At 73.4% G+C, this 14,173-nt stretch carries 10 protein-coding genes; 9 read left to right on the top strand and 1 reads right to left on the bottom strand.

Annotation, left to right across the window (positions count from 1 at the left end):
- The first annotated feature begins 7 nt into the window (after positions 1-7).
- The 5 genes from QSK30_RS28680 (at position 8) to QSK30_RS28660 (ending at position 5,564) form a co-directional block, all read left to right on the top strand.
- The gene (locus tag QSK30_RS28680) at positions 8-1,003 is read left to right on the top strand and encodes an ABC transporter permease (RefSeq protein ID WP_285507519.1); all 996 of its coding nucleotides are present in this window, start codon (positions 8-10) and stop codon (positions 1,001-1,003) included.
- The gene (locus tag QSK30_RS28675) at positions 1,000-1,848 is read left to right on the top strand and encodes an ABC transporter permease (RefSeq protein WP_285507518.1); all 849 of its coding nucleotides are present in this window, start codon (positions 1,000-1,002) and stop codon (positions 1,846-1,848) included. The genes QSK30_RS28680 and QSK30_RS28675 overlap by 4 nt, the downstream gene beginning before the upstream one ends.
- Complete coding sequence (locus QSK30_RS28670; RefSeq protein WP_285507516.1) at positions 1,827-3,485, top strand: ABC transporter ATP-binding protein; 1,659 nt, start codon at positions 1,827-1,829, stop codon at positions 3,483-3,485. Before QSK30_RS28675 ends, QSK30_RS28670 begins: the two co-directional genes overlap by 22 nt.
- Positions 3,482-4,543 (top strand): LLM class flavin-dependent oxidoreductase, encoded by a 1,062-nt coding sequence (locus QSK30_RS28665; protein WP_285507515.1) that lies wholly within the window; start codon positions 3,482-3,484, stop codon positions 4,541-4,543. Before QSK30_RS28670 ends, QSK30_RS28665 begins: the two co-directional genes overlap by 4 nt.
- Before the next feature lie 85 nt (positions 4,544-4,628).
- Positions 4,629-5,564: a DNA-3-methyladenine glycosylase family protein gene (locus QSK30_RS28660; RefSeq protein WP_285507514.1), complete on the top strand. Its 936-nt coding sequence runs from the start codon at positions 4,629-4,631 to the stop codon at positions 5,562-5,564.
- Between the two features lie 238 nt (positions 5,565-5,802).
- On the opposite strand, the gene QSK30_RS28655 is transcribed toward QSK30_RS28660, so the two are convergent.
- Positions 5,803-6,189, bottom strand: coding sequence for a BlaI/MecI/CopY family transcriptional regulator (locus tag QSK30_RS28655; RefSeq protein ID WP_285507513.1), 387 nt, complete (start codon positions 6,187-6,189; stop codon positions 5,803-5,805).
- Positions 6,190-6,268: 79 nt separating this feature from the next.
- On the opposite strand from QSK30_RS28655, the gene QSK30_RS28650 reads away from it, so the two are divergent.
- From QSK30_RS28650 to QSK30_RS28635, 4 genes are all read left to right on the top strand, one after another.
- Positions 6,269-7,192 carry a M48 family metalloprotease gene (locus tag QSK30_RS28650; protein WP_285507512.1) on the top strand — a complete coding sequence of 308 codons (924 nt, stop codon included), beginning with the start codon at positions 6,269-6,271 and terminating at the stop codon, positions 7,190-7,192.
- A gap of 291 nt (positions 7,193-7,483) precedes the next feature.
- Positions 7,484-7,702 (top strand): MbtH family protein, encoded by a 219-nt coding sequence (locus QSK30_RS28645; protein ID WP_285507510.1) that lies wholly within the window; start codon positions 7,484-7,486, stop codon positions 7,700-7,702.
- The gene (locus QSK30_RS28640) at positions 7,699-12,549 is read left to right on the top strand and encodes a salicylate synthase (protein WP_285507508.1); all 4,851 of its coding nucleotides are present in this window, start codon (positions 7,699-7,701) and stop codon (positions 12,547-12,549) included. Before QSK30_RS28645 ends, QSK30_RS28640 begins: the two co-directional genes overlap by 4 nt.
- Positions 12,546-14,159 (top strand): (2,3-dihydroxybenzoyl)adenylate synthase, encoded by a 1,614-nt coding sequence (locus QSK30_RS28635; RefSeq protein ID WP_285507506.1) that lies wholly within the window; start codon positions 12,546-12,548, stop codon positions 14,157-14,159. The genes QSK30_RS28640 and QSK30_RS28635 overlap by 4 nt, the downstream gene beginning before the upstream one ends.
- Positions 14,160-14,173 lie beyond the last annotated feature (14 nt).

Genomic DNA, 14,173 nt, shown 5'->3' with positions numbered 1-14,173 from the left:
GGACGCCGTGAACCGGGACTACGCGAAGTACGCGCTGCGGCGCGTCCTGCAGGCCGTCGTCGTCATCCTGCTGGCGTACATGTTCACTTTCGTGGTGATCAGCGTGCTGCCCGGCGATCCGGTGACGAACACGTTGCGCAACCCGCAGAACGGGTTCACCGAGGAGGAGATCACCCGGATCGTGGCCTACTACGGGCTCGACCGACCGGTGTACGTCCAGCTGTGGTCGTCGTTGTCCCGGTTCGTGGTGGGCGACCTCGGGGTCTCGCTGCGCTCGGGCCTGCCGGTGACCCGGCAGGTGGGCGAGGTGCTCGGCTCCACTGTGGTCCTGGCGCTCTCGGCGCTGGGGGTGGCCCTGGTACTCGCGTTCGGCACCGCCTTCGGCGCGCAGTACCTGCCCAGGCGGGTCGGGCGGCTGCTGCGGGCCTTCCCGTCGCTGTTCCTGTCCATGCCGAACTTCGTGATCGGCCTGGTGCTGATCAACGTGTTCGCCTTCCAGCTGGGGCTGTTCCAGGTGATCGACTCCGAGGGCGGCCTGGCGACCTTCTTCGCCGCCGTCGCCCTGGGCATCCCGGTCTCGGCGCGGGTGACCGAGGTGCTCATCGCCAACCTCGACCACGAGGCGGGGGAGGAGTACGCCTCGGTCGCCCGCTCCCGCGGCCTGGGCCGGACCCGGCTGTTCCTGCGGCACCTGCTCAAGCCGTCGTCGCTGCCGGTGGTCACGGTGATCGCGCTGACCGTCGGCGAGCTGCTCGGCGGGGCGGTCATCACCGAGCAGATCTTCGGGCGCACCGGCATCGGCAGCCTGGTCGAGCGGTCGGTGACCACCCAGGACCTCCCGGTGCTGCAGGCGATCGTGACGCTGGCGGCGATCGTGTTCGTCGTGGTGAACCTGGTCGCCGACCTGGTGTACCCGCTGCTCGACCCCCGGGTGCGGCTCGGCGGCACGACCTCGGCCGCCCGACCGGAGCCGCGCGACCTGGCGGAGGTGGTCGCGCCGTGACCGCCCCCGCCCCCGCCCCTGTCGTCTCCACGACCGCGCTCCGGCGTTCGGCGGTCCGCCGGGTCCCACCCGCGGTCGTCATCTCGTTCGCGCTGGTGGCGTTCGTGCTGCTCTGGTCGGTCGTGCCCGGCCTGTTCACCAGCCACGACCCGGCCGTCGGCGTGCCCGCGGACAAGTTCCTCGGGCCGAGCGGCGCGCACTGGTTCGGCACCGACCACCTGGGCCGCGACCTGTTCGCGCGGGTCGTGCACGGCAGCGCGTCCTCGGTGAGCAGCGCGCTGATCGCGGTGGCCATCGCGGTCTTGGTCGGCGGCCTGATCGGGCTGGTCGCCGGGTTCGTCGGCGGCTGGACCGACACCGTGCTCGCCCGGCTGGTCGACGTGTTCCTGGCGATCCCGGAGTTCCTGCTCGCCGTCATCGTGGTCAGCTCGCTGGGCTTCGAGACCACCAACGCCGCCATCGCCACCGGTGTCTCGGCGGTGGGCATCTTCGCCAGGGTGATGCGGTCGGAGGTGCTCAAGACCGGCCGGGCCGTCTTCGTCGAGGCCGCCTACCTGCAGGGTGGGTCGCGGTGGCACATCCTCACCCGCCACGTGCTCCCCAACGCCTCCCGCTCGGTGCTCACCCTCGCGGTGCTCCAGTTCGGGTACTCGATCCTGATCATCGCCAGCCTGGCGTTCCTCGGCTACGGCGACCCGCCGCCCGCCTCGGACTGGGGCCTGCTCATCTCGGTGGGCAAGGACTACCCGCTGGCGCCGTGGCTGATCTACGCCCCCGCCCTCGTCATGATCGCCACCGTCCTCTCCGTGAACAGGATCAGCCGATGGCTCCGCAAGACCGACTGACCCTCGACCGGGTCGAGACCCCCGCGGCGACCCCCGACCTGCTGCGGGTCGAGGGCCTCTCCGTCGCCTACGGCGACAACCAGGTGGTCACCGACGTGGGCTTCGGGCTGCGGCGGGGCGAGAGCCTGGCGCTCATCGGCGAGTCCGGCTCCGGCAAGTCGACCATCGCCCGCGCGGTGCTGCGCCTGCTGCCGCGCGGCCTGGGCCGGGCGACCGGTCGGGTGGAGTTCGACGGCCACGACGTCCTCTCGTTGTCCGAGCGGCGGTTCCGCCCGCTGCGCGGCAGGCGGATCGGGTTCGTACCGCAGGACCCCGGCAACTCGCTCAACCCGGTCCGCACGATCGGCGCCCAGGCGAGGGAGGCCGCCGCCCTGCTCGGCGAGCTGAACCCGGCCGAGCGCAAGGACCTGATCCTGGAGACGTTCGCCCAGGTGGGGCTGGACGACCCGCGCCGGGTCCACGACTCCTACCCGCACCAGCTGTCCGGGGGCATGCTCCAGCGCGTCCTCATCGGACTCACCGTGCTGCCGCGGCCCGCGCTGATCGTCGCCGACGAGCCGACCTCGGCGCTGGACGTCACCATCCAGAAGCGCATCCTCGACCTGCTGTCGCGGCTGCGCCAGGACCTGGACATCAGCCTGCTGCTGATCACCCACGACCTGGCGATCGCCGCTGAGCGGGCCGACTCCCTGGTGGTCCTCAAGGACGGTGTCGTGCAGGAGGCGGGTGCCACCGCGGTGGTGTTCTCCGCGCCCACCTCGGAGTACGCCCGCAAGCTGCACGGCGACGTGCCCGCGCTCAACCCCGACCGCTACCGGCACCTGCGCGACCGGGTCCGGGAGAGCGGCCCGCCCAAGATCGAGGTCAGCGGGGTGACCAAGACGTTCACCGTCGAGGGCCGCGCGTTGACCGCCGTGGACGACGTGTCGTTCGTCGTCGAGCCGGGCACCACCCACGCGCTGGTGGGGGAGTCCGGCTCGGGCAAGACGACCACCATCCGGCTGCTGCTCGGGCTGGAGGAGCCCGACAGCGGCAGCATCAAGGTGGCGGGCGAGGAGGTGACCGGCCGGTCGCACGCGTCCCTGCGCTCGATCCGCAGGCACCTGCAACTGGTCTACCAGAACCCGTTCACCTCGCTCGATCCGAAGTGGACAGTCAAGCGCCTGGTCGGGGAGTCGCTCGACCGCTTCGGCGTCGGGACCCGGCAGGAGCGGGCCGAGCGGGTGCGCGCGGCGCTCGACTCCGTCGGGCTGGGTGCGCACCTACTCTCCCGCAGGCCCGCGGCTCTCTCCGGTGGTCAGCGGCAACGGGTCGCCCTCGCCCGGTCGCTGGTGCTGCGACCGGACGTGATCGTGCTCGACGAGCCGACCTCGGCGCTCGACGTCAGCGTCCAGGCGGGCATCGTCGAGGTGCTGCTGTCGCTGCAGGCCGAGCTCGGCCTGACCTACGTGTTCGTCTCGCACGACCTGGCGCTGGTGCGCCAGCTCGCGCACACCGTCTCGGTCGTGCACCGGGGTCGCGTCGTCGAGGGCGGCCCGGTCGCGACGGTCTTCGACAACCCCCGGCAGCCCTACACCCGGGCGCTCGTCGAGTCGATCCCGGCGCCGCGCCCGACCGTCGCGAATGGAGCGTCGTGACCACCGTCCCCTTCCGCCCCAAGCAGCGGCTCGGCTTCAACACCCGGGTGTCGTTCAGCGACGACGCGGGTCCGGCGCGGGGTCTGCGCGACGGTATCGAGCTGTTCGAGGCCGCCGAGGCGCTGGGCTACCAGTCCGGCTGGGTCTACCAGCGGCACTTCGACCACTACCTGTCCTCGCCGCTGCCGTTCCTCGCCGCCGTGGGGCAGCACACGCACCGCGTCTCGCTCGGGACCGCCGTCCTGCCCATGCGCTACCAGGACCCGATCCTGCTGGCCGAGGCCGCGGGCACCACCGACCTCCTGGTCGGCGGTCGCCTGGAGCTGACCGTGGCCACCGGCGCCAACGCCACCTGGGACGCGATCTTCGGCGCGGTCGACACCGACACCCGCGCCGAGGCCGAGCGCAGGCAGCAGCGGTTCCTGGCTGCGGTCGGCGGGGAGACCCTGCACATCGTCGACGGGCCGGGCCAGGGCGCGCCGGTGGGGACCGAGCTCAAGGTCACCCCGCACAACCCCGGCCTGCGGGCCCGTATCCGCCAGGGCGCGGCCAGCCTGGGCTCGGCGGTCCGGGCCGCCGAACTCGGCATCGGGCTGATGACCGGGACCGTGCTGCACGACCTGGCCGAGGGCGAGACCTTCGGGCAGTACCAGGCCCGGATCATCGAGGCCTACCGCACCACGTGGCGCGACAAGCACCAGACCGAGCCGCCCCCGGTCGCCGTGGCAGCCTCCATCCTGCCCGGCACGACCGCCGCGCTGCGGGACACCTACGCCGCCTACGACCTGCAACGGCGCACCGAGGGCATGGCCTCTTCGCGGCCCAAGGGCGCGTTGACCCCGGTCGTGACCGCGGACCTGCCAGCGGGCGTCCGCATCAGCCCGGTCTTCCACGGCACGCCGGACGAGGTCACCGAGGCGGTCTTGGCCGATCCCGGTCTGGCCGCCGCCGACGAGGTCGTCCTCTTCCTCCCGCCCGCGTTCGCGCTGCCCGCCAACGTCCGACTCCTCACCGACCTCGTCGAGACAGTCGCCCCAGCCCTGGGCTGGCACCGCTGACCTCCACCCGTCCGGGTCGACGAGAATGTCGGTGGGGTGAGGCATCCTCGGAAGGTGCGTGAGCTCGACAGCCGAGGAGGGCCGTGTGGATCAGGACACTGTGGGTCAGGACAATGTGGACCGGAACACTGTGGACGGGTCGGCTGGGCACGCCCGTACCGTGTTGCCCGCGGTCGCGCCGTTCGACTTCGGCGCGAGCCTGCGGTTCATCCGGGGTTTCCCTGCCATGGTGGGGGAGCAGGGCGCGAGCGACGACGTCCTGGTCCAGGCTGTACGGGCGAACGGGGTGGTGGTCGGCGCCCGACTGTCCGCCTCGGACGGTGGGTTGGCCTGCGAGCTGGAGTCCGCGGGCGAGATCACCGACAAGACCGTCGCCGTGGTCGCCGACCGGGTCAGCTTCCAGCTGGGACTGGCCGACGACCTGGGCGAGTTCTACGCGTTGGCCGAGCACGACGCGCCGTTCGCGGGTATCGCCCGGCGGTTGCGCGGCTATCACCAGGTGAAGTTCCCATCCCCGTTGGAGCTGTTCTGCTGGGCCCTGCTGTGCCAACGCGTGCCGCTGCCGGTGGCTCGTGGGATGAAGCAGGCGCTGGTGTCGCACTTCGACAACAAGATCACGGTGGCGGGCACGGCCTTCGCGGCGTTTCCTGACCTGGAACAGTTGCTGTCACTCGACCAGGACGTCCTCTTCGGACTCATCGGCAACGAGCGGAAAGCCGGATACCTGTACCGGGGGCTGCCCCGGTGGGCCGACCTCGACGAGGCGTTCCTGCGCACCGGCGACTACGACGAGGTCCAGGCGGCGCTCCAGGCGCTGCCGGGCGTCGGGCCGTGGTCGGCCACGTTCATCCTGATCCGGGGGCTGGGCCGGATGGAGCGCATGGCCCCGGACCGCGAGGGCCTGCGGGCCGCGAGCAAGGTCTACGGCCACCCGGTCGACGAGGCGGAGTTCACCAGGCTCGCCAGCCACTACGGCCCCTGGCAGGGCTACTGGGGCCACTACCTCCGCGTCGGCGGGTGACGATCACCGGAAGCCGAGTTGGGGGCGGGTCGGCCCGCCGAGGCCATGCCGGGCGTTCGGCAGGAGCTCGGGGGCCCGGGTGGGCCTCACGCCCGCGGGTCCGCCCCTCCCAAGCCCGGCTCTTGAGCACCAGGCCGGTCTTGGCCACGCCTGCGGTGCCTGCGGGGCCACCGCACCGTCTCCGCGACTGGGCCGGACTCGGCACCAGGTCAGGGCGTGCGGGTCGGGGGCGGGTCGGTCAGTCGTCGAGTTTGTCCAGGAGTCCGCGGAGGAGTTGTTCGTCGTCCTCGGCCAGGGCGCTGACGAACCTGGTCAGCACCGAGGCGCGGTCCGGCTCGCTCTCCAGCAGCTTGCCCATCCGCCACGCGGTGAGGGCGGACGGGTCGGCGGTGGCGGAGTAGCGGTAGGCGCGGCCGTCGCGGACGCGGGTGGCCAGGTGCTTGTCGTGCAGGCGGGTCAGGGTGGTCACGACGGTGCTGTAGGAGAGCGTGCCGCTGGGGTCGAGCCGGTCGCGCACCTCGGCCGGGGTCAGCGCCGTGGCGGCCTCGCCGAGCACCCGGAGGACCTCGGCCGCCAAGGCGCCGGGGAGGCGTCGGGAGGGCGGTCCGGCGGGCGCGTTGGGCACGGGCCGGATCGTACCTCCGCTGGTGGGAGGTGGTGCGGGGGTGGCGTGGCACACTTGATCATCCACACGGGAGGTTCGCGTGTTCGACCACTTCGCCTGGTCCGTCCTGGCGACCCCGGTCCTGGTGCTGCTCGGCGCCTGGCTGTTCGCCGACCGGCTGCGGCCGGATCTCGCGGCCCGGGTGTTCGCCTGGTCGGCGGTGGTCGCGGCCTGCGCGAGCACGGTGAACCTGGTCGTCTTCGGGCTCAAGGCGCTGGCCGAGCTGCCCGCGGTCGCGGCGCTGGGGGACTGGTCGGCGGCGGTGGTCGTCGCCGACACCGCACACGTACCGTGGGTGTCCTGGGTGTCGGCGGTGTGGGCGTGCGCCGCCGTGCTGGTCGTGGCCGTGCGGTGGACCCGGCGGCGCCGCCTGGTGCGCGCGGCCCGCGCCGAGGTCGACTGGCTCGAACCCGACGGCGATGTCGTGACGGTCGACGACGAGCGGATCGAGGCGTTCGCGCTGCCGGGCCGCCCCGGGCGGGTGGTCGTCACCACCGGGATGCTCGACGTCCTCGACGCGGACCAGCGCGCGACGGTGATCGCCCACGAGCGCGCCCACCTGGCGGGTGAGCACCACCGCCTGGTCTGGCTGAGCAGGCACGCCGCCACCGCCCACCCCGTGCTGTGGCCGGTCGCGCGCAAGGTCGCCTTCCTGGTCGAACGCGCCGCCGACGAGGCGGCCGCGCGCGAACTGGGCGACCGCCGCCGCGTCGCCCGCGCCATCGGCGTCGCGGCGTTGGCCGCCACGCGGTCCGGCCGCGGCGCCCTGGGGCGCGGCCTGCCCGCCGCGCTGGGGTCCGCGCCGGGGGCCGTCCCGCGGCGGGTCTCGGCGCTGATGGCACCGATCGGCGGTCTGCGCTGGCCGGGCCTGATCCCGGTCGCGCTGGCCGTGGGCACCGTGGTGTGGACCGGCGAGTGCGTCTACGACCTCCACGAGCTGCTGTCGCTGGCGTCGGCGCGCTGAGAAGGCGCGCTTTTCCGTCGCGGCGCGAGGACTTCACCGTGCGCAGGGTCTCGCACCCTTGACACGGCGTGACCTGCTTCTACATTCTAGTAGAAGCAAGTTTAGCCTTACCTAAGCTCGGGAGTGGTCATGGTGCGCGGTCGCATGTCGACGTTCGGTGATCCCTCCCGCGGCGTGCCCACGCGCGCGCCCGCCGAGTAGCCGACCCCGAGTTCTCCCGTCCGTCGACCGGTCGCCCGTGGTGGCCGGTCGATCGAGCATGCCCACCTGGTCCCCTGGAGGTTCTCGCAGATGTCCGGCAACCCCTTCGACGACGAGAACGGCGAGTTCCACGCCCTGGTCAACACCGAGGGCCAGTACTCGCTGTGGCCCGCGTTCGCGGAGGTGCCCGCGGGCTGGGCGGTCGCGCACGGCAACGCGAGCCGGCAGTCCTGTGTGGACTACATCGAGCACCACTGGACCGACCTGCGGCCCGCGAGCCTGGTCGCCGCGGTGGAGCGCCGCGGATGACCGTCCACCAGTGGATCACGCGCACCCACCCGGCCGAGGTGGCCGACCCGCTGGCCGCGGCGGCAGGCCTGGCGCGCCGGGCGGAGGGACCGTTCGTCGTCTACGAGCGCGGCGGGTGCTGGACGTTCGCCTCCGGCGTCGTGGCCGAACTGCGCGTGACCCGGCACGAGATCACCGTCACCCACGGCGGCCTGGTGCGCGCCGCGCCGCTCTCGGCCGACCCGATGGCCCAGGTGGCCACCCTGCTCGCCGAGCTGCCGGTGCCGTGGCGGCGGGCCTACGGCTGGGCCGCGTTCGAGTTGGCGCACCTGCTGCACGGCGCGGCCGAGGCCGCGGGCGACGGACCGCTGCTGCACCTGGTGGTGCCGTCGGCGGAGGTCCGGTTCCAGGGCGGGCGGGCCGAGCTCCTCGGGCCGGACGAGGGGGAGCTCGACCGGCTCGAGCGGGCGCTGGGCGCCCCGGCGGAGGCGTGGGGTGCGCCGAGGGTCGGGTTTGACCTGGCCGACGGCGACGACCCGCACTACCGCGAGGTCGTCGCTGCGGCGGTCGCCGAGATCCGGGCCGACCAGCTGCAGAAGGTCATCCTGTCCCGGGTCGTGCCGGTGCCGGTGCCGGTCGACCTCGTCGCCACCTACGTGGTGGGCAGGCGCGGCAACACCCCGGCCCGGTCGTTCCTGCTCGACCTCGGCGGTCTCCGGGCCGCCGGGTTCAGCCCGGAGACGGTGGTGGAGGTCGCCGCCGACGGCACGGTGTCCACCCAGCCGTTGGCGGGCACCCGCAAACTGGTCGGCGACGCCGCGGGCGACCTGGCCGGGCGCGTGGAGCTGCTCGGCGACCCCAAGGAGGTCTACGAGCACGCGATCTCGGTCCGGCTGGCCCAGGACGAGCTGCGCGCGCTGTGCCGCCCGGGCTCGGTGGGCGTCCAGGAGTTCATGACGGTCAAGGAGCGCGGCAGCGTCCAGCACCTGGCCTCCCGGGTGGGCGGCGAGCTCGCCGACGGCAACGGGCCCTGGCAGGCCTTCGCCGCGCTGTTCCCCGCGATCACCGCCTCCGGCATCCCGAAGCCGGAGGGCTTGGAGCTGATCTCCCGGCACGAGCAGCCGCGCGGCCTCTACAGCGGCGCGGTGCTGGCTGTCGACGCCGACGGCGGTTTGGACGCGGCGCTGGTGTTGCGCACGGTGTTCACCCAGGACGGGCGGACCTGGCTGCGCGCGGGCGCGGGCATCGTCGGTCTGTCCACTCCGGACCGCGAACTGGAGGAGACGCGCGAGAAGCTGCGCAGCATCTCCCGCTTCCTGGTCCCGGCGAACGCGGTCTCTGCGGAGACCACATCGGTGGCCCCGGTGGCTCCGATGGCTCCGATGGCTCCAGTCTCGACGGTGGCGGGGCTGCGGCACGTCGTGGCCGAGCTGACCGACGAGGAGCCCGAGGCGATCGACGCGCACGCCAACCTGTTCGAGCTCGGCTTGGAGTCCATCGCGCTGATGCGGATGGTGGGCACCTGGCGCCGGGCGGGCATCGAGGTGAACTTCGCCGAGCTGGCCGGGAACCCGACGCTGGACGGGTGGTCGAAGCTGCTCGTCGAGCGCGCGCCCACTGAACAGGCACCTGCCCACGTCACCGCCGAGCCCATCGCCGAGCCCACCGAGGAGCCCGCTGACTCGGCCGATTCCGCCGGTCCGGTCGATGAGACCTTCGACCTCGCCGTGCTGCAACACGCCTACTGGGTCGGCCGGACCCCCAGCCACCGCCTCGGCGGCGTCGCCGCGCACCTCTACACCGAGTTCGACGGCCACGGCGTCGACCCGGACCGGCTGCGCGCCGCGATCGAGGCGCTCGTCGCCCGCCACGAGATGCTGCGCGTCGTCGTCACCGACAACGGGCGGCAGCGCATCGCGGCGACCTCGGGCTGGCGCGGACTGGTCGTGCACGACCTGCGCGCGCTCACCGAGGACGAGCGGTCCGCCCACCTGGCAACGATCCGCGAGGGAAACTCGCACCGGTTGCTCGACATCGAGTCGGGCGAGGTCTTCGCGACCCAGCTGACGCTGCTGCCCGAGGGGCGCACCCGCCTGCACCTCGACGTCGACATGGTGGCCGCGGACGCGGTCAGCTACCGGATCATGCTCGCCGATCTCGCCGAGAGCTACGCCCGACCCGAGGTGGTCCGACCCGCGCCCGCCTACAGCTACCGGCAGTACCGGGCCGCGCGCCCACTCGCTCGGCGGGACGCCGCGCGGGAGTCCGCCCAGTGGTGGCGCGAACGCCTGCCCAACCTGCCTGGCGCGCCTGACCTGCCTGCCGCGGTTCGCCCGTCCACCGGTGTTCCCCGTGTCGCGCGCCGGGCCACGACGCTCTCGCCCGAGCAGCGGCGCGCGCTGGCCGAACGGGCGCGGGCGCACGGCATCACGCCCGCGATGGCCGTGGCCACCGCGTTCGCCGAGACCATCGGCCACTGGAGTGCCGACCCCCGGTTCTTGATCAACGTCCCGCTCTTCGACCGCGAGCCGGTGCACCCGGACGTGCCCGCGCTCGTCGGCGACTTCACCAGTTCCGTGCTGCTGGAGATCGACCTGTCGCGGCGGGCGTCGTTCGCCGACCGGGCCGCGCTGGTCCAGTCCCGGATGCACGCCGACGCCGCGCACGCCGACCACACCGGCGTCGAGGTGCTGCGCGACCTGACCCGGCTGCGCGGCGAGCAGGTGTTGGCACCGGTGGTGTTCACCAGTGCGCTGAGCCTGGGTGAGCTGTTCGACGAGGGTGCCCGGCGGTGCTTCGGCGACGCGGTGTGGATCATCTCGCAGGGCCCGCAGGTGCTGCTCGACGCCCAGGTGACTGAGCTCGACGGCGGCCTGCTGGTCAACTGGGACTCCCGCGACGAGGAGTTCGCCGACGGTGTCGTGGACGCGATGTTCACCGCCTTCGCCGAGCTCGTGCACGCGCTCGCCGCGGACTCGGACGCCTGGGCGACGCCAGTCCCCGACCTCCTCCCCGCGGCGCAGCGGCAACGACGGGCGGCGGTTAACGCCACCGACGGGCCGCGCAGCGGAAGGCTGCTACACGAGGGGTTCTTCGCGCGCGCGGCCGAAACGCCGCATGCGCCCGCGGTGCTCGGGGGTGAGCGGATCTCTTACGCGGAACTGGCCGACCGCGCGTTGCGGGTGGCGGCCACGCTCGTGGAGCGCGGTGTGCGGCCCGGCGACACGGTGGGGGTGACCCTGCCCAAGGGGCCGGACCAGGTCGTGGCGGTCCTCGGCGTGCTCGCCGCAGGCGCGGTGTACGTGCCGGTCGGTGTTGAGCAGCCCGAATCCCGCGCGCGTCGCATCGCCGCGCTGGCGGGGTATCGGGTGCTCATCGGGGAGACCGATGGCGCGCTGACGATCGCCGAGGCGTTGACGGCCAGCCCGCTGTCCGCTCCGGTCCTCGGTGACGAGGAACGCTTGGCGTACGTGCTGTTCACCTCCGGCTCGACCGGCGAGCCCAAGGGCGTCGAGGTGCCGCACCGGGCGGCGATGTCGACCATCGACGACCTGGTCGAGCGGTTCGGCATCGGCCCGGGCGACCGGGCGTTGGCGTTGTCCGCGCTGGACTTCGACCTGTCGGTGTTCGACCTGTTCGCCCCGCTGTCGGTCGGTGGCGCCGTGGTGACGGTGGCGCACGATCGGCGCGACGCCACGTCCTGGGCCGAGCTCGTCGCCGAGCACGGCGTGACAGTGCTCAACTGCGTGCCCGCGTTGCTCGACCTGCTGCTCGTCTCCGGTGTCGCGCTGGGCGACTCACTCCGGTTGGTGCTGCTCGGCGGAGACTGGGTTGGCGTCGACCTGCCGCCTCGGCTGGCCGCGGTAGTGCCGGGCTGTCGATTCGTGGCTCTGGGCGGCACCACCGAGACCGCCATCCACTCCACGGTGCGCGAGGTGGCGGGCCCGGTGCCGGACCACTGGCACGCGGTGCCCTACGGCACGCCGCTGCGTGGTGTGCGGTGCCGGGTCGTCGACGCGGTGGGCCGGGACTGCCCGGACTGGGTGCCCGGCGAACTGTGGATCGGCGGGGCCGGTGTCGCGCGCGGGTACCGGGGCGACCCCGAGCGCACCGCCGACCGGTTCGTCACCCACGAGGGGCTGCGCTGGTACCGCACCGGCGACGTGGCCCGCTACCAGGACGACGGCACGATCGAGTTCCTCGGCCGCCGCGACGACCAGGTCAAGATCCGGGGCTACCGGGTCGAACTGGGCGAGGTGGAGGCCGCGCTGCTGGCCGATCCGGCGGTCCGCGAGGCCGTCGCCGCGGTCGTCGGCGGTCCGCGGCCCAGCCTGGTCGCCGGGATCGTGCCCGCGCACGACGGGCCGGACCTCGCCGCCCTGGCGCGGCGGCTGCGCGGTGTTGTCCCGGCCCACATGGTGCCGGACCGGATCGCGCTGCTCGACGCGATTCCGTTGAGCACCAACGGGAAGGTCGATCGCAAGGCGGTGAGCGCGCTGGTCAGCGACCCCGCCCGCGACGACTCGGCCGGGCCGGAGACCCCGCTGGAGAAGGTCGTCGACCTCGCCTGGCGGCAGGTCCTCGGGCTGCCGCGGGTCGGCCGCGACGAGGAGTTGTTCGCCGTGGGCGGGGATTCCGTGGTCGCCACCGCCATCGTGTCCCGCCTGCGCGAGCTGCTCGACACCCGCGCGGTGTCGGTGCGGGCGCTGTTCGCCGCGCCCACGGTGGCCGGGTTCGCCGCCGAGTTGGTCCGCGCGCAGGAGCGCCCCGGGCGGCTGGAGGCGGTGGCCGAACTGGTGTGGGAGATCGAGTCCATGAGCGACGCCGAGGTGCTCGCCGCGGCAGGCGGAACGGGGGAGCAGGCGTGAACGGAGCATTGCTCGACGGGGCGGTCGGTTGGCCGCCGGAGGTGGCGGAGCGGTACCGGGCGATCGGGTACTGGCGCGGGGTGGCGCTGGGCGGACTGCTCACCGAGTGGGCCGAGCGGTTCGGGGACGCCGTCGCGGTCGTCGACGGGGCGCGGCGGATCTCGTACCGGGAGCTGGACCGGTCGGCCGACGTACTCGCCGCCGGGCTGCTGGCCCGCGGGATCCGGCGCGGCGACCGGGTGATCGTGCAGCTGCCGAACGTCGCGGAGTTCGTCGTCCTGCTCTTCGCGCTGGCCCGGGTCGGCGCGGTGCCGGTCATGGCGCTGCCCGCGCACCGGCGCACCGAGATCGCGCACCTGGCCGAGCTGTCCGGCGCCGTCGGTTACGTCATCCCCGACACCCACCAGGGTTTCGACCACCGGGAGCTGGCCGGGGAGATCCCTTCGGTCGCCGGGCACGTGCTCGTCGTCGGCGACCCCGGTCGGTTCGCCGCGTTCGACACCGTCGCGGGTGACCCCGCGGTGCTCGCCGGCCTGCCACCGGTGGACCCCGGCGACGTGGCGGTGCTGCTGATCTCCGGCGGCACCACCGGCAGGCCCAAGCTGATCACCCGCACACACGACGACTACGCCTACAACGCCCGGGCCAGCGCCGAGGTCTGCGGGCTGACCGCGGCCGACCGCTACCTGGTCAGCCTGCCGGTGGCGCACAACTTCCCGTTGGCGTGCCCGGGTCTGCTGGGTGTGCTCGGGGTCGGCGGCACGGCCGTGCTGTCGCCGGCGCCCAGTCCGGACGTCGCCTTCGAGCTGGTCGAGCGCGAGCGGATCACCGTCACCGCCCTGGTGCCGCCGATGGCCCGGCTGTGGGTCGACGCGGCGGCCTGGTCGGCGGGCGACCGCTCGAGCCTGCGGCTGCTGCAGGTCGGCGGGGCCAAGATGGACGCCGACCTGGCCAGGGCGATCCCGGGGGCGCTGGGGTGCCGGGCGCAGCAGGTGTTCGGCATGGCCGAGGGGCTGCTCAACTACACCCGCGACGACGACCCGGCCGAGCTGGTCGAGACCACGCAGGGCAGGCCGCTGAGCCCCGACGACGAGATCCGCGTCGTCGACGAGGACGGCCACGACGTGGCCCCCGGCACCGTCGGCGAGCTGCTCACCCGGGGTCCGTACACCCCGCGCGGCTACTACCGGGCCGAGCAGTACAACGCCACGGTCTTCACCCCCGACGGCTTCTTCCGCACCGGCGACCTGGTGCGGGCGCTGCCCAGCGGTCACCTCGTCGTGGAGGGCCGCGTCAAGGACGTGGTCAACCGCGGCGGCGAGAAGGTGCCCGCCACCGAACTGGAGGACCTGCTGCTGGCCCACCCGGCCGTGGCCCAGGCGGCGGTGATCGGCCTGCCCGACGAGCTGCTCGGCGAGCAGGTGTGCGCCGTCATCGTCGCGAGCGAGCAGGGGCCGCCCAAGCTCAAGGTGTTGAAGGCGCACCTGGTCGCGCTCGGCGTGGCGCGCTTCAAGCTGCCGGACCGGCTCGTCGTGCTCGACGAGTTCCCGCTGACCGCGGTCGGGAAGATCAGCAAGCGCGAGCTGGTCGAGCGCCTCTCCGGCGACTGAGTCCCACCCACACC

Source organism: Actinokineospora sp. NBRC 105648, from assembly GCF_030269645.1.
Classification (GTDB): domain Bacteria; phylum Actinomycetota; class Actinomycetes; order Mycobacteriales; family Pseudonocardiaceae; genus Actinokineospora.
Note: the sequence above shows the minus strand (reverse complement) of the source record. Positions and strands in the feature narration are given on the sequence as shown.

Bases quoted from the DNA above. Each gene is read 5' to 3' on its own strand.
- QSK30_RS28670 (WP_285507516.1), top strand. From the start codon at position 1,827: ATGGCTCCGCAAGACCGACTGACCCTCGACCGGGTCGAGACCCCCGCG.
- QSK30_RS28645 (WP_285507510.1), top strand. From the start codon at position 7,484: ATGTCCGGCAACCCCTTCGACGACGAGAACGGCGAGTTCCACGCCCTG.
- QSK30_RS28640 (WP_285507508.1), top strand. From the start codon at position 7,699: ATGACCGTCCACCAGTGGATCACGCGCACCCACCCGGCCGAGGTGGCC.